Origin of the sequence: Candidatus Poriferisocius sp. (genome assembly GCF_965219815.1) — a bacterium.
Classification (GTDB): domain Bacteria; phylum Actinomycetota; class Acidimicrobiia; order Acidimicrobiales; family Bin134; genus Poriferisocius.
The window spans coordinates 1036560-1058606 of sequence record NZ_OZ244791.1; the positions used below are offsets into that span (position 1 = coordinate 1036560).

The window sequence follows — 22047 nt, forward strand, 5'->3', positions numbered from 1 at the left end:
GCTGGTCTATCGGCTGATCGCCGTCCGGAAGCGCTCGATGTTGGCGAGCTTGATGTCTTCGTAGCCGCGGACTAGGTCGGCGGCTTCGGCTATGGCTTGGGCGGTTTGGAGATGGTCGGGGGTGGTGGCACCGTCCAACGCTTGGCGGAGGGCGGTGAGGTATTCGGCGGGGAGGCGGCGCTCCTCTCGGCGGACTTCGGCTCGACCGAAGGGGTCGAGGGGGGTGCCCCGGAGGCGCTTGCCCTTGGCCAACAGCGCTACCACTGGTCGCCAGCGGTTCACTGACAGGGCGATCTTCTTCTTGCGGCCCAAGGCCCGCAGGGTTGGGGGGTGCAGCTTCCAGGCCAGGCGATCACCGGGCTGGGCGACCGCGGCGGCGGGATGGTGGCCGTTGGGATCGAGCATCAGGCGGGCCACTTCGTACTCGTCTTTGTAGGCGGTGAGCTTGTACAGACCAGCAGCCACTGCCGCGGTCAGCGCCGCAGAGCCGGGATTCACCCGACGCTCCACGGCCGCGAATTCGGCCACCTCGTCCAGATAGCGGTGGGCCAGGGCCCGGTTTTGGAATCGCACCAACTCGGAGGCGAACAACTCCAGGGCGGCGGCCAGCACGGCGTCGTCGTCGGCCAGCGCCGCAATGCGGTCGCTCAGCTTCTGCCCCAACACCGCACTGTTGTCGCCATCGGCCATCGGATCGGTCGAGTGGGTATCCGGCGTGGGGGCACGGGCGATGGCTTCCTCAACCTGTCCGGGGTCGGCCACCCACCAGCGGCCCCATCGGAACGCGGCGGTGTTCAGCTCCACTGCCACCCCGTTGAGCTCAATGGCGGTTTCCAGCGCTTCGGGCGTTACTGGCAGCAGCCCGGTCTGCACGGCCATGCCCACCACGAAAACGTTGGCGCCCACCGCATCGCCCACCAGCACTTGGGCCAAGTCGGATGCGCTAGCCCAGAACTGGGAGTCGGCTCGGGTCTCGGCTCGCACCCGCTCCAACAGCTCATCGGCGGTGGGCATGTCGATCTCGGGGTGGGCGGTCTTGGCACCGGGCGGCACCACGTCTAGCGAGCCCACCACTGAGGTGCGGGCAGAGTCGGACGCGTCCAGCCCGGTGGCCGACGACGCCACCAGCAGGTCGAAGGCCAGCAGCAGGTCGGCTTGGCGGTCGCCCAGGCGGTTGCTGCCCGAGCGGCCGTGGCGGGTGATGCGCAGATCGCTGACCACCGGGCCGGCCTTTTGCGACAGGCCGATCTGGTCGAGTCCCTGCACGTTGGACCCATCCAGCATGGCGGCGGTACCGATGAGCTGGGCGGTGGTCACCACCCCGGTTCCCCCGATGCCGGTGATGTGGATGTTCACGTCGGCGCCGGCCGACTCCGGCGGGACAGGGATAGGCGTGGCCGGCACCGGGAGATCGGCCGGGGCGGAGGCCCGCTTTCTGCGAGCGCGCTTCGGCCGGGTGATAGTGACAAACGCCGGGCAATCGCCCTCCAAGCACGAGAGGTCGATGTTGCAGCTGTCCTGGTCGATGGTGGTCTTGCGGCCGAACGGAGTGTCGAAGGGCTGCACCGACAGGCAGTTGGAGACTTCGGCGCAGTGGCCGCAGCCCTCGCACACCCGGTGGTTGATGGCCACCCGAGTGCGGGGCGGGCTGATCTTGCCCCGCTTGCGGTCTCGGCGCAGCTCGGCCGCGCACCGCTGGTCGTGGATGAGCACGGTCACCCCGGCCACCGCGGCCAGCTCCTGTTGGACTTCGGCCAGCTCAGTGCGGTCTCTCACATCCACCTCGGAGGGAAGCCCGAGGCGGCGGGTGCGGGCCGGATCGTCGGAGGTGATGATCATGCGGGCCACGCCCTGGGCCAGAAGCGACCGGCACACCCGGTCGAGGGGGATGCCGCCAGTGGGGTTCTGCCCACCGGTCATGGCCACCGCGCCATTCCACAACAGCTTGTAGGTGATGTTGACCCCTGCGGCGATGGCCGCGGTCATGGCCAGCTGCCCGGAGTGGAAGAAGGTGCCGTCGCCCATGTTCTGGATCAGATGGGGGGTGTCCACGAACGGGGCCATGCCAATCCACTGGGTTCCTTCGCTGCCCATGCAGGTGAGCCCGGCGATGTCGCCGTAGCGCTCTTCGCCCCCCAGCAGGATCATGGTGTGGCAGCCGATGCCCGCGCCCACCGCGGTGCCGGGGTCGGTCACCGTGCTGCGATTGTGGGGGCAGCCCGAGCAGAAGTAAGGGGTGCGGTTCACCGCTAAGGGGATGCGCTCTCGCGCCGGGGGCTCCGGGGTCAGCCGATCAGCCAGCCGGGCCAGTCGGCTGCGCAGCGGCCCCACCAAGTCGTCGGTGTGGAGGGCGCCGTGGCTCTTTATGAGGCGTTGGTCGTATTCGTCGAATTCGCCCACGATGCGGGGCCGGTGAGAGGTGTTGTACAGGGCGTCTTTCACCCGTGATTCCACGTTGGGGGTCTTCTCCTCGATGACGAAGATCTCCTCCAAGCCAACGGCGAAGTCTCTGATTGTGGAGGCGTTGAACGGAATGGGCAAGCCCATGCGCAGCATGCGGATCCCGGCGCTGGAGACCGCCTCGTCGCTTTCCAAGCCGATTACCGCCAGCGCCTCCCGCACCTCCCAGTAGGTGATGCCCGAGGCGATTATCCCGATCCAGGCATTGGGAGATTCCACCACCACACGATTGAGGTGGTTCAGTTCGGCGTATTGAAGGGCCAGATTGGTGCGGACCTCCACGATCTCGCGCTCAAAGTCCAGCGTGTAGGGGGTGAGCAGACGGGTGTCGGGGCGGTGCTGGTAGGGCTCGCCATTGTGCAGGGGTATGACCGGATCGACCCGGTTGGGGTCGAGGCTGACATCGGCCGACCCGTCGGCCACGTTGGCCACGATCTTCATCCCCACCCACAGCCCGGTGGCCCGGCTCATGGCGATGGCGTGGCGTCCCAATTCCAACACGTCGGCGGGATCGCCGGGGTAGAGCACCGGGATGTGCAGGTCGGCCAGCACCCCGGCTGAGGTGGACGGCAAGGTGGACGACTTGGCGTTGGGGTCGTCTCCGGCCAGCATCACCACCCCTCCCTTGGGGTCGGCGCCGGCGAACATGGCATGGCGGATGGCGTCGGAGGCCCGGTCGACGCCGGGGGCTTTGCCGTACCAGATCCCGATGACGCCGTCGTAGCGGGCATCGGGTCGGGAGGCGGCCAGTTGGCTGCCCATCACCGCAGTGGCCGCATACTCCTCGTTCACCGACGGTCGCAGCACAACCGCGCTTTCCCCCGATTCCCTCACGGCCCGCTCCAAAGCGGAGTCGAGCCCGCCTACCGGCGAACCGGGATAGCCCGCCGCGAACGCCGCGGTGTTCAGCCCCGCCTCCCGGTCGGCCCGCAATTGCTCCAGCGGGAGCCGGGCCATGGCTTGAATGCCGGTGAGGAAGACCGTTCCGGAATCGTTGGTGAAGCGATCGGAGAGCCGGTAGCTGCGGTTCGACTCGGTGGCCGTCATGTCGAAGTCAGTCTAGGAGCAAGTTCTCGCAATGGGGCTGTGCAATCTGTCCATTTGGGAGGGGTCGGCGAGCGAGAGCGCCACTAGACGGCCGGACTGGCTGGAGCAAACGCCGGACGGGTGCCGATGATCTGCGCGGCCTCCAGTCGGGCCAACTCGTCATCTTCTATCCCGAGCAGGCCACCCAGCACCTCGGCATTGTGCTCGCCGAGCATCGGTGCGGGGCGGGCGAACCATCGGTCGGGCTGGCGACCGAAGCGCACCGGCATAGCCGGAAAGCGGTGGGTGCCGGCCAGCGGGTGCTCCACTGCTTCGTAGAAGCCGCGGGCGTTGACCTGGGGATTTCGGTCCCCACCTCGGCTTATCTCCAATTCGGCGGCAGGCACGCCGTATGAGATGAGCCGCTCGACGACGTCGGCGGCCGCAAGGCTGGCGCACCATGGTTCGATCAGCTCGTCGAAACGGTGGCGGGCGGCGTACCGGTCGGCCAATTCATCCGAGGCCGACACCTGGTCCAATTTCAGTTCGGGCACGGCAGCCAGCAGCCCCTTCCAGTGCTGCTCGGTCTCCACCGACAAGGCAATGAGCTGGCCGTCGGCGCACGGGTACACGCCTTGGGGGCAGGCGTGGGGGTGGTGATTGGCCTCCCGCTGCATCAGATGGCCGGTGGCGGTGTGCTCCACTACTTGCTCGGCGGCGGCGTTGAGCGCGGTTTCCACCATGATGGCCTCCACAAAACTGCCCGAACCGGTGCGCTCCCGGGCGTGCAGCCCGCAGATCACCGCGTAGGCGGCGTGCAGGCCGGCCAGCGGATCGGACGGGCCTCGGGCCAGCTGGGGGGCGGTGTCGGGATAGCCGCTCAGCCAGCACATGCCGCTGACCTGCTCCATGGTCTGGGCGAAGCCCACTCGGTTGCGCCATGGCCCGTCGAGCCCGAAGGCGGGCATCCGCACCATCACCATCCGGGGGTTCAGGGCGCTGACCGTGTCCCAGTCGAGCCCGAACTGGTCGATGACCCGGGGGGAGAAGTTCTCCACCAGCGCGTCGGACACGCTTATGAGCCGGTGCAGCAGCGCCATGCCCTCGGGCCGGGTCAAATCCAGGGTGATTGATCGCTTGCCCACGTTGGCGTGCTGGAAGGTGGGGCCGAACTCCCACCACCGGTCCTCGGCCGGGGTGCGGGCCGAGCCGAACCTCATCCCGTCGGGGCGCTGCATCGACTCGATGTGGATCACGTCGGCCCCCAGGGTGGCCAGCACCAATGTGGCGTAGGGGCCGGCCCAAAAAGCGGTCATGTCCACCACCCGAACCCCGTCGAGGGGAAGGGCATCGGGGGATGCCTCGGGATCTGTGCCCGCCGGTCGGGCCGCGCCGACAGGACGATCGCCTGATGTCAGCCCTTCCAGCACCTCGTCGGTGTGCTGGCCCAGGCGAGGCGCGGGTCGAAAGTCAACCGATGGATGGGTGCGGTTGCGGTACGGCACCCGGGGTTGGAGGAATCCGCCGCCGGGGTGAGGCACGTACACCCCCCGCGGGGCGAATTGATCGAACTCGGGAAGATTGGCGCCGTTGCCGATGGGGGCGACGGGGATGCGCAGCAGGATGGCCTCGTGAACCACCTCCTCGGTGGTGCGAGCCGACGTCCACTCGGCGATGGCGCCGGCTATGGACTCGCCGGCGGCGATGCGCCCGCCCATGGTGGCCAGTTGGGGATCGTCGGCCCATTCCGGGTGGCCCACCAGCACGGTGAAGTCTTGCCACTGCTGGCCGGTGAACACGCAGAACCCCACGTAGCCGTCGCGGGTGGGCTCCACCGAAGGCACCTCCAGCAATGCCTTGGTGTCGAAGTCGCCGGTGAACGATCCCCACAGCGTCTGCACGTTGGTGCAGGTGGGGGTGATGGTCTCCAACAATGAGAGGTCCACATGGTCGCCCACTCCGGTGCGGCGAGCCCGGCGCAGCGCGGCGGTGGCGGCCACGGCCGCGGTCACCCCGCCCATCCATTCGCCGATGCGTCCCCCGGCATTGAACGGGATCCGGCCCGGCTGGCCCCGAGTGGCGGTGGAACCGGCGATGGCCATCAGGGTGAACTCGTTGGCCGGGCGCTGGCTCCACGGGCCGCCCCGGCCGAAGTTGGACACCGACACCATGGTGGCGTCGGGCCGTCGTTCGGCCAACGCCTCCCAGCCCACCCCCAGATCCTCTAGCTCTCCCGGCTCCGACCGCTCCATCACCAGATCGGCGGTGGCATACAGATCGAGCAGCCGGTCGCGGCCCGCCGCGGTTCGGTAGTCCAGCATCACCCCCTGCTTGGTGGTGTTTAGAAAACGGAACAGCGGCCCGTAGCCGTCGACGGCGGCGAAGGAGGCCGAATAGCCCCGCAGCGGGTCGCCGTCGGGCAACTCCACCTTCACCACCTCGGCCCCGGCGTCGGCCAACAGCTTGGTGGCGTAGCCCCCGGCGATGCCCCAGCCCAGATCGACTATCCGAACCCCGTCCAACGCGGGCCGCTCAACCATGAGTTTTCGAGATTACCGGACCAACGCCCAATCATGAGTTTGTGACACTACCGGGCTACCGTCGTGGCCGATGGGCGACGACAAGAATGGCGCGGTGGACCAGCCTCGGATCGAGGCCGCAGTGCGGGAGATCCTGGCTGCCATCGGCGAAGACCCCGACCGAGACGGCCTGCTGGACACCCCGGAGCGGGTGGCCCGCATGTACGCCAAGATCTGCGGGGGGCTTCACGAAGACCCGGCCGCCCACCTGACCCGCCAGTTCGAGGCCGACCACGATGAGATGATCCTGGTGCGAGACATCCCCCTGTACTCGCTGTGCGAGCACCATCTGATCCCGTTTCTGGGCAAGGCCCATGTGGGCTACATCCCCAACAAGGACGGCTGCATCACCGGGCTGTCCAAGCTGGCCCGGGTGGTGGAGGGCTACTCCCGGATGCCCCAAGTGCAGGAGCGGCTCACCACTCAGATTGCCGACGCCATCGAAAACGCTCTCGACCCCCGGGGCGTGCTGGTGGTGGTGGAGGCTGAGCACCTGTGCATGTCGATGCGGGGGATCCGCAAACCGGGGGCCAACACGGTTACCTCCGCGGTGCGAGGGCTATTTCGGACCGATATCGCCACCCGAGCCGAGGCGATGCGGTTTATCGACCGCTAATCGCCGCTCCAGAGCCACTTGGCATAGTGGCGCCCTGAAATTCGGCGGTACTCTGAGGCCGTGGAGACGCTGAAAACGGGGCCGATGGTCATGGGGATCCTCAACGTGACTCCCGACTCGTTTTCCGATTGCGCGCCGTTTGTGACGCCCGAGGCAGCAGTGGCCCGTGGTCGCCAGCTGTTCGATGAGGGAGCCGCGGTGGTTGATGTGGGCGGCGAGTCCACCCGTCCAGGCGCCGAGCCAGTACCGGTACACGAAGAGCTGGCTCGGGTGGTGGATGTGGTGGCCGGTTTGGCCCCGCACGGCCGGGTCTCTGTTGACACCACCAAGCCCGAGGTGGCCCGGGCCGCAGTGGCCGCAGGGGCCGAAATCCTCAACGACGTCTCCGCCTCACTGCACGAGGTGGCCGCGGAGCTGAACGTGACCTGGATTGCGGTCCATCGCCAGGGCACGCCGGCCACCATGCAGATCGCCCCCCACTACGGCGATGTGGTGGCCGAGGTGCGCGATTTTCTGGTCGAGGCCGTTGAACGGGGACGAGCTGTGGGAGTTCCCGACGTGTGGATTGATCCGGGAATCGGCTTCGGCAAGACCACCGGCCACAACCTGGAGCTGCTGGCCAACCTGCGACAGCTCACCACGCTGGGAGCACCCGTGGTGGTGGGCGCCAGCCGCAAGCGCTTCATCGGGGAGCTGCACGCCATGAGCGACGGCGGCGACCGGGGGGAAGTGCCGACCGACGACCGGCTTGAGGGGTCGCTGGCCGCCGCGGCCTGGGCGTTTGCCCAGGGGGCGGCGGTGGTCCGGGTCCACGACGTGGCCGCCACCGTGGGGGCCATGAAGGTGGTGGCGGCGTGAGGCGCGAGGGCAATGGGAGCGCGAGGGCGGTGGCGCCATGAAGGGCAAGTGGGCCGCGGGAATCCAACCGCGCAACTTCTACTGGATCATGAAGGACCGATTGGCAATCTGCGAGCGTCCGGGAGGAAGGGGGGAAAGCCATCGGCGGGTTCGACGCACCGAGGAGATCAATTGGATCCGCCAGCAGGGCTTCACCCGGGTGGTGTCGCTGATTCCTTCCACCCACAACCTCCACAACTACAGCGAGCAGAACATCGCCTGGAGCCACTGGCCCATCGCTGACAACGAGGATTACTCCACCCGACTCGGCCCGCTGTTCACTGAGTTGCAGTCACTGCTAGCCAGGGGGGAGAAGTTGCTGATGCACCGCCGTGGCTTGAGCGACGAGGTGTGCGGTCTCTTGGCTGGCTATCTGGTGTGGACCGGAATGGTCTCCAGCGAGTCGCAAGCGGTGGTTGTGATGGAGAAGATGACCGAGCGCCCGATCGGCTCGGTGGGCCGCCGCATTGTGAACGCGGCCGCCGCACTCCCCAAACCCGAAGTGCAGCTCTCCCTGGTTGAAGACCTCGAGGAGCAAGAGGAACAGCGAGAAGAGATTCCCGAAGATGACTGAAGACCGGTTGTTGGTGCAGGAGCCTCGCAAATGACTGAAGACCGCATACTGCTTCAGGGCCTTCGGGTGATGGCTCTGTGCGGGGCACTTCCCGAGGAGAGGGACCGGGTTCAGCCGTTTGAGTTGGATATCGAGATCGGTGCCGATCTGGCGCCGTCGGGCAGTTCCGACGACTTGGGCGACACTGTGGATTACGGGGCGGTGTGCGCCGCCGTGGCTGCGGCGTCCGAGGGAGAGCAGTTCACCCTGATGGAGGCCATGGCCCAGAGGGTGGCCTCGGTTTGCCTGGGCGCAGACCGACGGGTGGTGTGGGTAACCGTGGAGGTCCGCAAGCTGCGTCCACCGGTGCCCCAGCACCTGTCGACCAGCGGTGTTCGCATTACTCGCCACCGGCAATGACCAGAGCATTTCTGGGCTTGGGGTCCAACATGGGCGACCGCATGGGCTACCTCGAAGACGCGGTGGCGGCCATGGACGACTGCGTCGCGGTTTCCGGGGTGTATGAGACCGACCCGGTGGGCGGCCCCGACCAGGGCCAATACCTGAACGTGGTGGTCGAACTGGACACCAGTCGGTCGGCCCGAGGCCTATTGGAGCTTTGCCAGGCGTTGGAGGCGTCGGCGGGCCGAGTGCGGGAAGTGCGCTGGGGCCCCCGTACGCTGGATGTCGATGTCTTGTGGGTGGACGGCGAGACGGTGGACAAGCCCGACCTGGTGGTACCCCATCCCCGGATGTTCGAGCGGGCCTTTGTGATGGTGCCCATCGGAGAGTTGGCCCCCGATCTGTTCGAGGGGTGGAGCGATCCCGACACCGGCGGCTGCCACCGATTGGGGGATTGGGACGAGTTCGCCCCTCGAACAGGCAAGGGCATTTCGTGAGCGCCGGCACCGAGATTCCCCTGGTTGAGCGGGTATCTGAGCTGCGGGACGCAGTGGGGGCCGTTCGCGCCCAAGGCGGTTCGGTCGGCTTGGTGCCCACCATGGGGTATCTCCACGAGGGTCACCAGTCTTTGGTGACCCGCTCGGCGGCCGAGAACGACCTGACCGTGGTGAGCATCTTCGTGAACCCGCTTCAATTCGCCGAGGGGGAGGACTACGGGACCTATCCCCGGGACCTTGAACGGGATCGGGAAATGTGTGCCGCGGCGGGAGCCGGGCTGGTGTTTGCTCCTTCCGCCGACGAGATGTATCCGCAGACCCCGGTCACCTCGGTGACGGTCAAAGGGCTCAACGCCGTGTTGGAGGGGCGGGTTCGTCCTACCCACTTCGATGGAGTGGCAACCGTGGTGGCCAAGCTGTTCGCGATGCTGGGGCCGGGTCGGGCTTATTTCGGAGAGAAGGACTACCAGCAGCTGGCCATTATCCGCCGGTTGACCGCCGACCTGTCCCTGCCGGTGGAGGTAGTGGGCTGTCCCACATTCCGAGAGTCCGACGGCCTGGCCATGTCGAGCCGGAACGTGTACCTGACCGCCGAGGAGCGGCCCGCGGCCACGGTGCTGTGGCGGTCGCTGCAAGCCGGGCGGGATGCAGTGGTGCAGGGCAGCCGGTGCCCCGACGAGGTGGAGGCGGTGATGGCCGCGGTGCTGGCCGCTGAGCCCAAGGCGTCTCCCGACTACGCCGCCGTGGTTGACGCCGCCACGCTGGATCGCCCCGATGTGCTGGACGGCGAGTTGCGCCTGCTGGTAGCAGCCCGCGTCGGTAGAGCCCGCCTCATCGACAATCTGGGTGTTGACTGTGCCCGGTTTTGATCCTCCGGTCGAAGTGGTACAAGCCGCGGTGAAACTGGCCCTGGCCGAGGACGTGGGCCCAGAGGGCGACCTCACGTCGTCGCTTGTCCCCCCTGGAAGTATCACCGCGGAGATCACCGCTCGAGACGCCGGTCGTTTGGCGGGGCGGGCCTGTGCCTCCGAAGTGTTCCGGCAGGTGGACCCCTCGGTGACGGTGGAGTGGCATGCCGCCGACGGAGACCCGGTGGCCCCTGGTCAGTGCTTGGCCGCAGTTGTCGGGCCTCGGGCCTCAGTGCTCACTGCCGAGCGCACTGCATTGAACTTTTTGAGCCATCTGTCGGGCATCGCCACTGAGGTGTCCCGGTACGTTGCGGCCGCGGCGTCGGCCGATGAGGGCCGCGCCCGCATCCGGGACACCCGCAAGACCACGCCCGGTCTTCGGGTGTTGGAGAAGGCCGCGGTTCGCGCGGGCGGAGGCGACAACCATCGGATGGGTCTGTCGGAATGGGTCATGTTCAAAGACAACCACCTGGCGGGGATGTCCATTGCCGACGGGGTGGCGGCCGCCCGCAGAAGCTGGCCGGATCGCATTGTCTATGTGGAGTGCGACCGCATCGAACAGGTTGATGAGGCATTGGCGGCGGGGGCAGATGCCCTGCTGCTGGACAACATGGCTCCCGATGCGGTGCAGGCCTGCGTGGCCCAGGCCGCCGGACATGACTGCCTCTTGGAGGTGAGCGGCGGCATCACGCTGGAGACGGTGGCCGAGTACGCAGCCACTGGCGTGGACTTCATTTCGGTGGGCCGCATCACCAACTCGGCTCCGGTGCTTGACATCGCCCTCGATGTTGGCAATGTTCCGGTCAGCGCAGAAGAGGAGTAAACAGGGGTTCCTATGCTGTTGGCCCTCGACATCGGCAACACCCAGACCGTGGTCGGCCTGTATGAGGCCGAACGGGCCGAGGACTGCCGGGCCGAAGACGGCCTGATCGAGCATTGGCGCCTGTCCACGGTGCATGAGCGCACCCCCGACGAGGTGGCCGTGCTGTTGCGCAGCCTGTTGGACAGCGTCGACGTGGTGATGGAAGACGATCTGACCGGGGTGGCGGTGTGCTCCGGGGTGCCCCAAATCCGCGAGAGCGTGCGGATGATGGTGCAGCGCTACTTCGAGTTCGACCCGGTGGTGATCGAGCCCGGCACCCGCAGCGGCATCCCCATCCTGTACGACAACCCCCGTGAGGTGGGTGCCGATCGCATCGCCAACGCGGTGGCCGCCCACCACCTCTACGGCGGTCCCGCAGTGGTGGTCGACTTCGGCACCACCAACAATTTCGACGTGATCTCCGCGGCCGGTGAGTTCATGGGCGGGGCCATCGGGCCGGGAATCGAGGTCAGCCTGGAAGCCATGGTGGGCCGGGCCGCCGCCTTGGGGCCGGTGGCGCTCACCGAGCCCCGCAATGTGATCGGCAAGACCACCATAGAGTCGATCCAATCGGGCGTCATCTACGGGTTCGTCGCCCAGATCGATGGCATGGTGACCCGTTTCATGAAAGAACTGGACGGCGAGGCGGTCGTGATCGCCACCGGCGGGCTGGCCCACCTAATCGCCCCCCTGTCCGACACCATCCAGCACGTCGAGCCTTACCTGACCCTCCACGGCCTGTGGCTGGTCCACGGGCGCAACCAGTAGGCTGGCCGGTGAGCGTCCCCTACCGGTTCGAGGCCACCGCAACCGCTGCCGAGTGCCAGCAGCGCCACGGCGATATCGAGGCTGGCACCGAGACCGGCCAGACGGTGGCGGTGGCGGGGCGGATCATGTTGCGGCGGGTGCAGGGCAAACTGGCGTTCGCCACTCTGCAAGACGCCACCGGGCGCATCCAGCTGTTCGCCCCCGCCAAGGTCACCCCCGACTACGACGGGTTCTGCGCCCTTTCCCTGGGCGACTGGGTGGGCGTACGCGGCGAGGTGATGAAGACCCGGAAAGGGGAGCTGTCGGTAAAGGTAGAGAACTGGGAGCTGCTGGCCGAGGCCCGGAGGAGCTTTCCCGACAAGTGGCACGGCTTGTCGGATCCCGACATCCGGTTCCGCCAGCGCTATGTAGACCTGTGGGTGACCGAGGAGGCCCGTGAGACCTTCCGGCTGCGCTCGGAGATGATGTCGCTCACCCGGCGCTGGCTGGAGGATCGGGATTTCGTGGAGGTGGAGACGCCGGTGTTCCACCCGGTGCCCGGCGGCGCGCTGGCCCGGCCGTTCAGCACCCATCACAACGCGCTGGACATGGAGCTGTTCTTGCGGATCGCTCCCGAGCTGTACCTGAAACGGCTGGTAGTAGGCGGGTTGGAGCGGGTGTATGAGATTGCCCGGGTGTTCCGCAACGAGGGGATCTCCACCCGTCACAATCCCGAGTTCACCATGCTGGAGCTGTACTGGGCCTACGCCGACTACGGCGACATCATGGAGCTGGTCGAGCAGCTTGTGGCGCATCTGGCCCTGGAGCTGAAGGGCACGACCAAGATCAGCTACGGCGGGCGGGAGCTGGACTTGACCCCGCCGTGGCCCAGAGCCCGGTTTGTGGACCTGCTGGCCGAGCACAGCGGCGTGGAGGTGGACCTCGACACCCCAGCGGCCCAGCTGCGGTCGCACTGTTTTGAGCGGGAGATCCCGGTGGAAGACCGCTGGGGGCCGGGCAAGTTGCTGTTGGAGCTGTACGAGAAGACCACCGAAGCCGAATTGTGGGGTCCGGTGTTCGTGTGCGATTACCCCAAAGAGGTGTCGCCGCTGGCCCGGGAGCACCGCGACCACCCCGGCTGGGTGGAGCGATTCGAGGCCATCGTGGCCGGCCGGGAGCTGGCCAACGCTTTCAGCGAGCTCACCGACCCCGACGAGCAGCGGGCCCGCTTCGAAGACCAGGCCGCCGACCGGGACGCGGGTGATGCCGAGGCCATGGCCGTGGACTGGGATTACCTGCGGGCCCTCGAGTTCGGCCTGCCCCCCACCGGCGGTCTCGGAGTCGGCATGGACCGCCTGGCCATGCTGCTGGCCGACGTCCCCAGCATCCGCGAAGTAATCCTGTTCCCCACCCTCCGCCCCGAGCCCCCAGAACGCCCAGCGCCACCTCAGTGAGGCTGGTAGCATGGGTATATCCCCTGGTAGTTAGTGTCTTCGGGCAATCCCCAGAGCTTCGCTTTTCTAGGGTCCGAGATTGAAATCCTCGGGGTGAGGTGTTTGGGGGTTTAACGTGCAAGTGTGAGTGGGATTCTAGGCGCGCGTTCGGCTAGGCGTTTGTGGGCTGTGGTGTTGCTGTGGTTGTTGGTGTCGGTTGGGGTGGGGGTGCGTGTTGGGGCGCAGTCTGGGGTGGGTTTGCCGGTTGGGGTTGAGCTTCCCCCCTAATCGTGGAGAGTTTGTTTTTGAGGGTCGGGGTTGTGGGCCTGTTCGTATTCTACGGGGCTGGTCATTCCGATTGCGGAGTGGAGGCGGTGCTGGTTGTACCAGGTGTGGACCCATAGGGTGATTTCTCGTCGGGCCCGGGCTCTGGTGGTCCAGGCTCGGCGTGAGATGAGCTCGTGTTGGAGGGTGGAGAAGAACGACTCGGCCGGCGCGTTGTCCAGCGCGTTGCCGGTTCTTCCGGTGGACCGTGAGATGCCGAGCCGCCGGCAGGCGGCGGCGAAGGCTTCTGAGGTGTATTGCGATCCCTTGTCCGAGTGGAAGATGACGCCTTTGACGTTGCCGCCTCTGGTGGCGACCGCGGTGTTGATGGCCTGTTTGGCCAGCTCGGCGGTCGGGTACCGGTCGGAGGTGGCGAAGCCGACCATGCGCCTGGAGTAGAGGTCCTCGACGGTCGCGAGGAACACCGGGCCCTCGGCGGTGGGAACCTGTTTGAAGTCGCCGCACCATTTCTGGTTGACCCCTGTCGCGCTGAAGTCGCGGCCCAGAAGGTCTGTGGGGGCCGCATGGGAGCTGTCGGGGCTGGTGAGGCCCTTTTTGCGTTTGGGGCGGGCGCACAGGCCCTGGCGGGCCATCGAGGCCTCCACCGTCTTCTTCGACACCGACAGGCCATCGCGTCGCAGCCGGGCGCGCACCCTGGGCGACCCGTAGGTGCCGTCCGATTCGTCGAACGCCTTTTTCACCTCGGCGTCCAGCGCCCGGCGACGCCGCTGCCGATCGGTCAGCGGCCGGTCGAGGTGCTTGTAGAACGTGGATTCCGCCACGCCCAGCGCTCTGCAAGCCACAGAGTGAGGCACACCGTGGTCGGTCCTTTGGGCCGCGATGAACCCTGCGGTCACCGCGTCGCCTCGTTGACCCAAAGGACCACGGATCGTTTGAGCACATCACGCTCCATCTCCAGCTCGGCGACCCGGCGGCGCAGCCGGGCCAGCTCGGCCCGCTCGTCGCCGCTCAGCCCGCCCGAGCGCTCGTCTCGGTCCCGGCGCACCCAATTCCCGAGCGTGCCCTCGTTGACGCCGAGCTCCCGGGCGACGTGGGCCACCGGCCGGCCGGTCTCCTTGACGATCCGGACAGCCCCATCACGGAACTCCCGGTCATAATCTCTTCGCGGTCTGGACATAGCTCCTCCTTATAGAGCATGTCTCCACGAAAAGGGGGGAACCTCAGGTCGAGCCGCCTTCGGGTGTTGGTGGCGGGGCAGGTCGACGGGGTTTTGGGGGGCGGGGAGGACGGGTTCGCAGAGGTTGAGGCGGTGCCGGGTTCGCCTCCTTTGGATGGCCTGTTGGGTGAGGGTTTGGGCCGTTTGGATTTGTCGGGCGCGCATGGTCCGGTTTCGGGCCAGGTGGGGGTGTCGGGTCCGGTTGCGGAGGTGTTCGGGGGCGGTTTTTTGGAGGCGCCGGTCGTGGTGGAGGCGGTTGGGGGTGCTGCGCCTGAGGGGTTCGGGGGTTTGGCGATGTGCGCGGGCGAACATGTGTGCGGCAACTCACAGTATTTGCCGGGGCCGACGGGGTTGTCGTGTTCGGTGACGGCTTCGGTGATCGTGTTCTCGTGGAATGCGGTGTCGGGGGCTGATGACTATACGGCGAAGTTGCAGTTGGCTTCGGGGCAGGGCGGCCAGACGGTGAGGACGACTTCTGGGACGTCGGCGGTGTTTTCGGGTTTGTCGTCTTCTACGACGTATTACATCGGGGTGCATTCGAATGTGGGGGGTGTGGCCCAGTATTACTCGGGGGTGTATTGCACGACGGCGGTGGGCCCGCCGGTTTGCGGGGTGGTGTCTGGGAGCGGCGCTCAGCTGTATTGGAGGGCCGATTCGAGGGTTCACCAGTGGTATGTGGGCCGGGCGACGGTCGGGAATCAGTATGTGGACGGCAGGGCGTTGGCGGCATCGACGCTGTCGACGGTTTTCACCGGGTTGGCGGCGAATGTGGACTATACGTTCTTCTTCTGGTGGCGGGCGTCGCCCACCGGTGTGTGGAACCAGGTGCATCCCAGCACGGTGTGTACGACGACGGCGCCGCCTGCGGCGCCTGTTGTGTCTTGTACTGCGACGGCGAGCACGATCACGGTGAACTGGACGACTGCGAGGGGGGCTTCGCGGTACCGGGTGTCGAGGGGCAGCGGGTGGGCGTCGGCTTCGGGGCTGTCTCATGTGTTCTCGAATCTGGCGGAGTCCACGGCCTATACGGTGCGGGTGCAGGGGTGGAACTCTGCGGGCTGGGGCCAGACCGGCACGGCCACCTGCACGACTCCGGCGTCGGTTTTGCCCGCGCCCACGGGCTTGGAGTGCGAGGCTTCTCCTACCCAGATCAGGTTCTCCTGGGATGAGGTGGTCGGTGCGGACGGCTATTCGGCGAAGGTCCAGCTGGCCGTGCCCAACAGCGCGCAGACCCAGATGGCCACTGCATCCACCACAGTGGTGTTCGGCGGTCTGGTGCCGTCCACGAGGTACTGGGTGAGCGTGCTGGCGGTCAAAGGCGGCAAGGCCCAGCACTTCGCGGGCGTGTACTGCACCACCCTGGCCGACATAGCGGCGCCGGTCCTGTCATGCACGGCGACCTCAAACAGCGTGTCGGTGTCGTGGCCGACGGTGGCGGGGGCGACAAAGTACAGGGCGAGGATCGGCGGCGGGGCCTGGACCGGCGACATCGAGCCTGACCCCCATGCGACTAGTGTGGTCCGTGTGTTCACCGGGCTGGCGGCGGGCACGCTGCACACGGTCACCGTGCAGTCGGGCGGCGAGAAGGGCTGGGGGCAGGCTGCGACGGTCCGGTGCGTGACCTCGGCGTTCGGGGTGGACTGCGACCAGACCACCTCAGACAGCGTGGTGCTGGAATGGGACGACAGAAGCGACGCCCAGCACTGGTACGCGGCCATCTCCACCGGCGGCGGGTACACCGGCGGACGCACCCACGGCAGGCTGATCAAAGACGCCACGTCCACCGAGTTCACCGGCCTGACCAGAGCCACCCGCCACATCATGCTGCTGTGGTGGTACGGCACCGACAACCAATGGCACCGGACCACCCCTCCCCCCCGAGTGCTGGACCAGACACCTCGACACCCCGGTGCTGGTCGGGCACACCACCGGCGGCAACACCATAACCATCGAATGGGAACCTGTAGACGGCGCCCAGCGCTACCAGGTAAAGATCAGCCCGGCGGGCGCGTCCGGCGCCGCCGGCCAAAACGGCGGCCAGGGCGAGCAGGCCTGGGAGACGGTGGTTTCCACCGGCACGTTCCACACCTTCACCGAGCGCACGCCCGGCGCCCGGTACACCGTGCAGCTCCGGGCGGTGGACCACCAGGGCAACGACAGCGCGGCGGTCACAGCCGACCACGACGCGTCTCCTGCCTTCTGCGAGGCCGCCACCGCCACCAGCATCACGCTGGCCTGGAAAGACACCAACAAAGAATACGAGTGGCGCATAGCCCGGATCACCGGCATCAACCAGTATGCCGAAACCAGAACTATTGCAAAGGCGATAACACTCGTACAACATTCTCCGGGCTAGACGACCAAACCAGGTATTGGTTCGCCGTTGAGCGCCGGATGGCGAGCACCGACGCATGGGAGGCGCACACGCGGTTCCCCCACTGCCACACGAAACCGAGCAGTCCGCTACTCGCCCCCTGCCCCCAGGCAGCCGACGTCGACGGGACAATCCGCTGGGAGCCCAACGGGGACGACCGCTACCGGATAACCCTCGACAGCACCCAAACCGACCGCGATTGGATCATCACAAACTCAACCGCCTACACCTTCTTTGGCCTCGCAGAAGGAAAGACCTACGACATCGCCGTCCAAGCTTGGAATCCCCAAGGCTGGTCACAAGACTCCACCTGCAAAACGAAGATGAAAACGCTCCCAAAGGTACCCGATGACGTGTTATCAGGCACCGGAAAGTACCACTTCACAGACGGAACAATAAAGGGAGTCCTCTACGCTGCCGATAAAGCAATAATGGATAGAAAAGGGTGTGCAGCAGCGATGCCAACAAGAAACCAATTGGCAGCAATAATGCTATCCATCCCAGTGCATGAAATAGATTTGATTATAGAAGAAGGAAATGCCCGATCCCCTATGACCTTGTCTCGTTGGGATAACTTGTCTCAGTTCTTACAGAGAGACGCCAAGAGCGACAACGATAAGACAAGTGAACTAAAAAGTCTCAATATTAGACTTTTTTCGCACATGACTGAAGTAGATAATCTGCGGGCTCATTGGGCTCCAGGGGTGGGACTCTGGCAGATAGACCCATTTGACACCACGAAACATCTAAATCATGCTCAGCGAGCGGATATTACAAATGGTGGCGTGTATATAGCCGAATATCTTCTAGGACAATTATGCACAAGCGTAGGTGCATTGAAGGCAGCTCTAAATAATAAGTGGCATGGTTGCGACAAAAATAATATGCCTGATAGATGCTATAATACCTATCTTTCTGAAATCTATGATGCTGAGTCAGACAAACTAAACATTGTCCGTGTTGCGGGACTGAAGCAAGTTGATGGCGGTGTGACCGAACGTCTATGCCGTTGGAGTTCTGATAAAGTTCCTATGCCTTGCTACCTATATAATCCGGAAATGGCAGAAGGAGTTTTGGTCAACTATCACGAGAGCGGTCAAATTCCAACAGGTTCTGCCGCACCTGATTTCAAATCTGGACCAACCCCGTTACCTTTGGCTTTCATTTCTTTCACAGACTCTAAGACTGAGATCAAGTACGCAGTGTGGCCTAAATTATGGCCCCATACTACTGGCATAACATCGTGGCCTTATGAAGTCGTAACGACAGGAACAACCATATATCGGGCAGTGATGCCGAGCGAGGTGGTGCGTTGTAGCCCTGGAAGAGATGAGACTCCAGAAAGCGGAGACGAGGTAAGTGATTCAGAAGACTGTGCTGAAGGGATCTATTATCCTTTCGGTGAAAATAAAGTACAGGTAGATGTCAGTGGGGAGAATAAGATTATATCGGGTTGGTTTAATGACTCTGTTCCTTATGCAGGCAGCGGCTCGGACATAATTCGACATAGCCTCCAGTTGTCGCACTGCGGTACAGTTCCGAATATTCACCAACCTCATGTCCTCTGCTGGTGGAAAGACGTATGACATGCTAGTTGAACGGCATGGATTTGGAAGCCTACACCGGAATTCTCAAACGAGGTAGCTTATGTGGCCTGCCAAGAGGTATCATGTTCTAGGAGTTGCAATTGCAATCCTGGTTATTCTCGGTGCTTGCGGCGGTAGTATTGAAGGAGCATCGGAGAAATTGCCAAGAGTGCGACCTACCATCATTGCAAACTCAACATTAGAGACAGCCGAAGATATCTCAGGTGATTCAGAGGTAGTGTCTCAATTTTATAGGCGCTCAGCTGAGTCAGCCTCTAATTTGACACACTCTCCGTCGAATAGCACGCCCGATAGCTCCTCCCAGATGCATGCCTCAGAGATTTCGACCCAGATGGCCAGCCAACTGATTGTAGAGAGTTCTGAGTCATGGCTTGATTTGCTACCAACTTCATTATCCTATAAAGACTGTGTGGTCAGAGGTCTAGTGGAGAACACATCAGACACTTGGTATGCCCGCGACGTGTCCATTATGGCTAGCTCCCTGGATAAGAGTACTAGCGTTGAATGGCGATGGCCTTTGACTGTCAAACCTGGGGAAACTGCACCTTTTGAACTTACTATAGAATGGCCCACTGCTTCTCCATACTCCTGGTTTGGTGAACCCGAAATGTGGACTGATTTTGTAGAATTTGAAATATCTGCTGAAGGGACGGAAGTGCCAGATCCCAGTCGCGCGTTTTCGAAAAACTATGACGAGACCCAGCGCAATTATGGCAACAACAAATACTACCCCTTCTGGCATATATTTCAAGATAGATTTTACTCTTTACGTGGCACAGATATTAGATATAGACTGCCCCGCAGTCATGTCCTGATTCACCAAGATCAATTCAATGCCTTGTATCCGAGAGAGTACGTAGTGAGTGATGACATTGGTGCGGCTATCTCTATTTGGGAAGGGCCATTATTTTCTGAAGTACACTACGTTCCCTCAGAAACCAATATTGGCAGTGGTAATCCTGGCGAAGAGATTGTCTTTGAAGATATACGAGTATACCAGGCAATTATTGAACGGATTGACAATGGATCTTTGCAGGAGGATCGCGTAATTGATGTTAGGGAGTTACTTCCCTTCGTAATGGAAGAAAATAGGCGAATAGACGAAGAGAATAAGGACTATACTATGATCCCAGTTGGTGGGCATATAGGTGAACCTCTGTCCATTAATTCTGGATATCCTACTGAACAGTTCAATATCCTTTCGTTAGTGCCAGGGACGACACTCGACGACAGAGAATTTCAGTTTCTCCCTAACCGAAGAGCCTTTTTGTGGATTGGGGATGCTAATAACGTTAACCCATGGTCATATCAGAAAACGACTTTCAATGGCTTTGGGAATGTGTCACGAGATGGGGTCGAATCAGCACCTTGTGACCCTCGGACAGGCGGGCTTACTTGGACCAATGTATACTTGAAGACATCAGAATTGGGTTCAGATACTTTTGTTGAAACAGGTACTCCAATGGGTTACTTTGGTGTATTTGATGCTTTTGAATCTTCGCCTACTGAAGACGAAGGAGCAGTAGACGGAGTTGTGTCATCTGCTTTTAGCATGCTCAATTCAAATGTTGGTCAGGGTCCGATTGCAGTCGACCACGATACGGTTCATATCACCAACGGAGTACTGAGAGGTTTGATTCACAATACCTCGAGCTATAGATATGCCCGAAATGTGGAAGTTGGCTTTCGCTACCCTTGGGACGAAAATGTGGTAATGGTATGGCAGTGGCCGTTGACTATGCAGCCCGGGGAAAGAGCCCCATTTGAAATTCCTATTTCCAACGATACTCAGGATCCTGAGGGCTTATCAATAATTGTGTCTGCATTGATGAGTGATGTCATAGATGTATCTAGGGCATTCCAAGTACTCCTGAATAATGTTGGAACGGTCGGAGGCTTTGTGGGGCCGGTACTATACAATCCAACAAAAAATTCTTTCTATTATCTTTCGGATCTGGGTATTCCCGGTGTCTATGCGACTTTCCGTCCTATTGTCCCACTGCATTTTTCAATTGAGGAGTTTTTAGCAACTTACCCGGAAATTGTGGTTATGGACTCCGCAATTGAAGCCGAGAATAGCTACTTCTACGAATACCATGCCGAAATCGAAGTGCCTGACTCTCACCCGAGCCTCCGTACTACAATTAGAAATCAACATATTTCAGAATTGAAGGCATATGTCGCTACATTTGATTCTAATGGGCGAGTAGTGGATGTTGAGATGTTACAGCCATTTACGGACGTATATCAGGCAAGTACTGATTCAATGGAGCTTTTAGAAGTCAACAGCATACCTAGCCCGGATGTTCGTTCTCCCAGTGCTGTGCGGCTTCTGGTCACCTTGCCGCGAAATGTCCAATTTCAAGACAGTACCCCCATCCATCATCAAGTGTGGATAGGGGGTTCTTCCTGATAAGGGTTAGGTTGCCGGGGCGTCGAATGGGGTGATCAGGTCTGGAGGGGGATGCGGGCTCGGTCGATCAGGTGGTCGGTGGCGACCTGAAGGGCGGCGGTGGCAGTGGTGGGAGGTAGAGAGTGAAGGCTGGTGGAGGCCTGCTGGACGTACTGCCGGGCCACATCGAGGGCTTCTTCCACGCCGCCGCTGGCCCGCACGAGCTGAAGGGCAGAGCGGACGGTGGCGTCCGACAGCGTTCCGCCGAGCAGTTCCAGCAACTGGGGGCCGCAGTCGGAGTGCAGCGCCCGGATCACCGGCAGGGTGTAGATCCCCTCGTGGAGGTCGTTGCCCGAGGGCTTGCCCAGGTGCTCGTCGGTGGCCACGATGTCCAAGATGTCGTCCACCACCTGGAAGGCCAGCCCGTAGTAGCGCCCGAACTTGGTGAGGGTGTCCACCGTCGGCCGATCCAGTCCGGCTACCAGGCCGCCGATGCGACACGAGGTGGCCAGCAACGAGGCGGTTTTGCCCTCGATGGAGTCGGTGTAGGAACTCTCGGCGCGGTCGGGGTTGCCGGTGTCCTGCAACTCCCGCACCTGGCCTTCGCACAGCCGTCCGATGGTGGCGGCCAGCAGCCCGGCCACCTCGGTGCCGAGGGAGGCGGCCAGTTCTGATGCCCGGGCCAGCAGGAAATCGCCGGCCAGGATGGCCCGCAGGTTGCCCCACTTGGCGTTCACGCTGGCCACGTTGCGCCGAACCTGGGCCTCGTCCATCACGTCGTCGTGGTACAGCGATCCCAAATGGACCAACTCCACCGCCACACCGCCGGTGAGCACGTCATCGGCGGCCGGCACTGGCTGATTCTGGGAGATGGCCGCCGAAGCGATCACGAACCCCGGTCGGACCCGCTTGCCCCCCGCCCGAATGAGATGGCTGGCCACTTCGGTGAGGAACGGGTCTTGGGTTTGCACCGAGCCTTCTAGGCGCAGTTCCAGCCGTTCTAGGTCGCGCGCCATGGTGGGAATCAGGTCGAGGGGGCTGCGAACCACGGGTCAAGCGTAGTGGCACCATCGGATGTTTCTCCCATCCAGGCCCGGCATCGTTTTGGCCGGTCAGGGAAGCGGTTGGGGCTTCAGGAACAAAATGCGAGGGTGGGATGGTTACACTCAGAGTTGAGCCCTCTATCGGGAGTT

Annotated in this window: 18 protein-coding genes and 1 pseudogene; 14 read left to right on the forward strand and 5 right to left on the reverse strand. The window is 63.3% G+C overall.

Annotated features, from left to right (window positions below; translation table 11 throughout):
* Positions 1 to 6: 6 nt before the first annotated feature.
* Together ACOQPI_RS04980 and ACOQPI_RS04985 are read right to left on the reverse strand one after the other, a co-directional pair.
* The gene (locus ACOQPI_RS04980) at positions 7 to 3507 is read right to left on the reverse strand and encodes an indolepyruvate ferredoxin oxidoreductase family protein (RefSeq protein WP_420618593.1); all 3501 of its coding nucleotides are present in this window, start codon (positions 3505 to 3507) and stop codon (positions 7 to 9) included.
* 83 nt (positions 3508 to 3590) lie between these two features.
* Positions 3591 to 6026 carry a CaiB/BaiF CoA transferase family protein gene (locus ACOQPI_RS04985; RefSeq protein ID WP_420618594.1) on the reverse strand — a complete coding sequence of 812 codons (2436 nt, stop codon included), beginning with the start codon at positions 6024 to 6026 and terminating at the stop codon, positions 3591 to 3593.
* Between the two features lie 70 nt (positions 6027 to 6096).
* Here ACOQPI_RS04985 and folE point away from each other — a divergent pair, with 70 nt between their 5' ends.
* From folE to lysS, 9 genes are read left to right on the forward strand one after another with little or no spacing between them, the layout of a single operon-like run.
* Complete coding sequence (gene folE, locus ACOQPI_RS04990; RefSeq protein WP_420618595.1) at positions 6097 to 6681, forward strand: GTP cyclohydrolase I FolE; 585 nt, start codon at positions 6097 to 6099, stop codon at positions 6679 to 6681.
* Between the two features lie 60 nt (positions 6682 to 6741).
* The gene (gene folP / locus ACOQPI_RS04995) at positions 6742 to 7539 is read left to right on the forward strand and encodes a dihydropteroate synthase (RefSeq protein ID WP_420618596.1); all 798 of its coding nucleotides are present in this window, start codon (positions 6742 to 6744) and stop codon (positions 7537 to 7539) included.
* A gap of 37 nt (positions 7540 to 7576) precedes the next feature.
* Entirely contained in the window at positions 7577 to 8152 is a 576-nt protein-coding gene (locus ACOQPI_RS05000; RefSeq protein ID WP_420618597.1) for a hypothetical protein, read from the forward strand.
* A gap of 30 nt (positions 8153 to 8182) precedes the next feature.
* Entirely contained in the window at positions 8183 to 8551 is a 369-nt protein-coding gene (gene folB / locus ACOQPI_RS05005; RefSeq protein ID WP_420618598.1) for a dihydroneopterin aldolase, read from the forward strand.
* Entirely contained in the window at positions 8548 to 9030 is a 483-nt protein-coding gene (folK, locus tag ACOQPI_RS05010; protein ID WP_420618599.1) for a 2-amino-4-hydroxy-6-hydroxymethyldihydropteridine diphosphokinase, read from the forward strand. Before folB ends, folK begins: the two co-directional genes overlap by 4 nt.
* Positions 9027 to 9899 (forward strand): pantoate--beta-alanine ligase, encoded by an 873-nt coding sequence (gene panC, locus ACOQPI_RS05015; protein WP_420618600.1) that lies wholly within the window; start codon positions 9027 to 9029, stop codon positions 9897 to 9899. The genes folK and panC overlap by 4 nt, the downstream gene beginning before the upstream one ends.
* Entirely contained in the window at positions 9877 to 10761 is an 885-nt protein-coding gene (gene nadC, locus ACOQPI_RS05020; protein WP_420618601.1) for a carboxylating nicotinate-nucleotide diphosphorylase, read from the forward strand. The genes panC and nadC overlap by 23 nt, the downstream gene beginning before the upstream one ends.
* A gap of 12 nt (positions 10762 to 10773) precedes the next feature.
* Positions 10774 to 11568 (forward strand): type III pantothenate kinase, encoded by a 795-nt coding sequence (locus tag ACOQPI_RS05025; protein ID WP_420618602.1) that lies wholly within the window; start codon positions 10774 to 10776, stop codon positions 11566 to 11568.
* 8 nt (positions 11569 to 11576) lie between these two features.
* Positions 11577 to 13001 carry a lysine--tRNA ligase gene (gene lysS, locus ACOQPI_RS05030; protein WP_420618603.1) on the forward strand — a complete coding sequence of 475 codons (1425 nt, stop codon included), beginning with the start codon at positions 11577 to 11579 and terminating at the stop codon, positions 12999 to 13001.
* 263 nt (positions 13002 to 13264) lie between these two features.
* Here lysS and ACOQPI_RS05035 read toward each other — a convergent pair whose 3' ends face one another.
* Together ACOQPI_RS05035 and ACOQPI_RS05040 are read right to left on the reverse strand one after the other, a co-directional pair.
* Complete coding sequence (locus ACOQPI_RS05035) at positions 13265 to 14161, reverse strand: IS3 family transposase (RefSeq protein WP_420618059.1); 897 nt, start codon at positions 14159 to 14161, stop codon at positions 13265 to 13267.
* Positions 14158 to 14442, reverse strand: coding sequence for a transposase (locus ACOQPI_RS05040; protein ID WP_420618060.1), 285 nt, complete (start codon positions 14440 to 14442; stop codon positions 14158 to 14160). Before ACOQPI_RS05040 ends, ACOQPI_RS05035 begins: the two co-directional genes overlap by 4 nt.
* A gap of 830 nt (positions 14443 to 15272) precedes the next feature.
* Between ACOQPI_RS05040 and ACOQPI_RS05045 the strand changes: the two genes are divergently transcribed.
* The 5 genes and pseudogenes from ACOQPI_RS05045 to ACOQPI_RS05065 all read left to right on the forward strand — a co-directional run bounded on the left by ACOQPI_RS05045 (position 15273) and on the right by ACOQPI_RS05065 (position 20875).
* On the forward strand, positions 15273 to 15650 hold the full coding sequence (locus ACOQPI_RS05045) for a hypothetical protein (RefSeq protein WP_420618604.1): 378 nt from the start codon (positions 15273 to 15275) through the stop codon (positions 15648 to 15650).
* Position 15651: 1 nt separating this feature from the next.
* Positions 15652 to 15744, forward strand: a pseudogene (locus tag ACOQPI_RS05050) (hypothetical protein); the annotation flags it as partial.
* 646 nt (positions 15745 to 16390) lie between these two features.
* The gene (locus tag ACOQPI_RS05055; protein ID WP_420618605.1) at positions 16391 to 16837 is read left to right on the forward strand and encodes a fibronectin type III domain-containing protein; all 447 of its coding nucleotides are present in this window, start codon (positions 16391 to 16393) and stop codon (positions 16835 to 16837) included.
* Positions 16838 to 17178: 341 nt separating this feature from the next.
* Positions 17179 to 18441 (forward strand): hypothetical protein, encoded by a 1263-nt coding sequence (locus ACOQPI_RS05060; RefSeq protein ID WP_420621071.1) that lies wholly within the window; start codon positions 17179 to 17181, stop codon positions 18439 to 18441.
* A 538-nt stretch (positions 18442 to 18979) separates the two neighbouring features.
* The gene (locus ACOQPI_RS05065; protein ID WP_420618606.1) at positions 18980 to 20875 is read left to right on the forward strand and encodes a hypothetical protein; all 1896 of its coding nucleotides are present in this window, start codon (positions 18980 to 18982) and stop codon (positions 20873 to 20875) included.
* Between the two features lie 35 nt (positions 20876 to 20910).
* On the opposite strand, the gene ACOQPI_RS05070 is transcribed toward ACOQPI_RS05065, so the two are convergent.
* On the reverse strand, positions 20911 to 21903 hold the full coding sequence (locus ACOQPI_RS05070) for a polyprenyl synthetase family protein (protein WP_420618607.1): 993 nt from the start codon (positions 21901 to 21903) through the stop codon (positions 20911 to 20913).
* Positions 21904 to 22047: the final 144 nt, after the last annotated feature.

Bases quoted from the DNA above. Each gene is read 5' to 3' on its own strand.
- ACOQPI_RS05040 (WP_420618060.1), bottom strand. From the start codon at position 14,442: ATGTCCAGACCGCGAAGAGATTATGACCGGGAGTTCCGTGATGGGGCT.
- ACOQPI_RS05000 (WP_420618597.1), top strand. From the start codon at position 7,577: ATGAAGGGCAAGTGGGCCGCGGGAATCCAACCGCGCAACTTCTACTGG.
- ACOQPI_RS05060 (WP_420621071.1), top strand. From the start codon at position 17,179: ATGAAAACGCTCCCAAAGGTACCCGATGACGTGTTATCAGGCACCGGA.
- folK (WP_420618599.1), top strand. From the start codon at position 8,548: ATGACCAGAGCATTTCTGGGCTTGGGGTCCAACATGGGCGACCGCATG.
- ACOQPI_RS05025 (WP_420618602.1), top strand. From the start codon at position 10,774: ATGCTGTTGGCCCTCGACATCGGCAACACCCAGACCGTGGTCGGCCTG.
- folE (WP_420618595.1), top strand. From the start codon at position 6,097: ATGGGCGACGACAAGAATGGCGCGGTGGACCAGCCTCGGATCGAGGCC.
- ACOQPI_RS04980 (WP_420618593.1), bottom strand. From the start codon at position 3,507: ATGACGGCCACCGAGTCGAACCGCAGCTACCGGCTCTCCGATCGCTTC.
- folB (WP_420618598.1), top strand. From the start codon at position 8,183: ATGACTGAAGACCGCATACTGCTTCAGGGCCTTCGGGTGATGGCTCTG.
- ACOQPI_RS04985 (WP_420618594.1), bottom strand. From the start codon at position 6,026: ATGGTTGAGCGGCCCGCGTTGGACGGGGTTCGGATAGTCGATCTGGGC.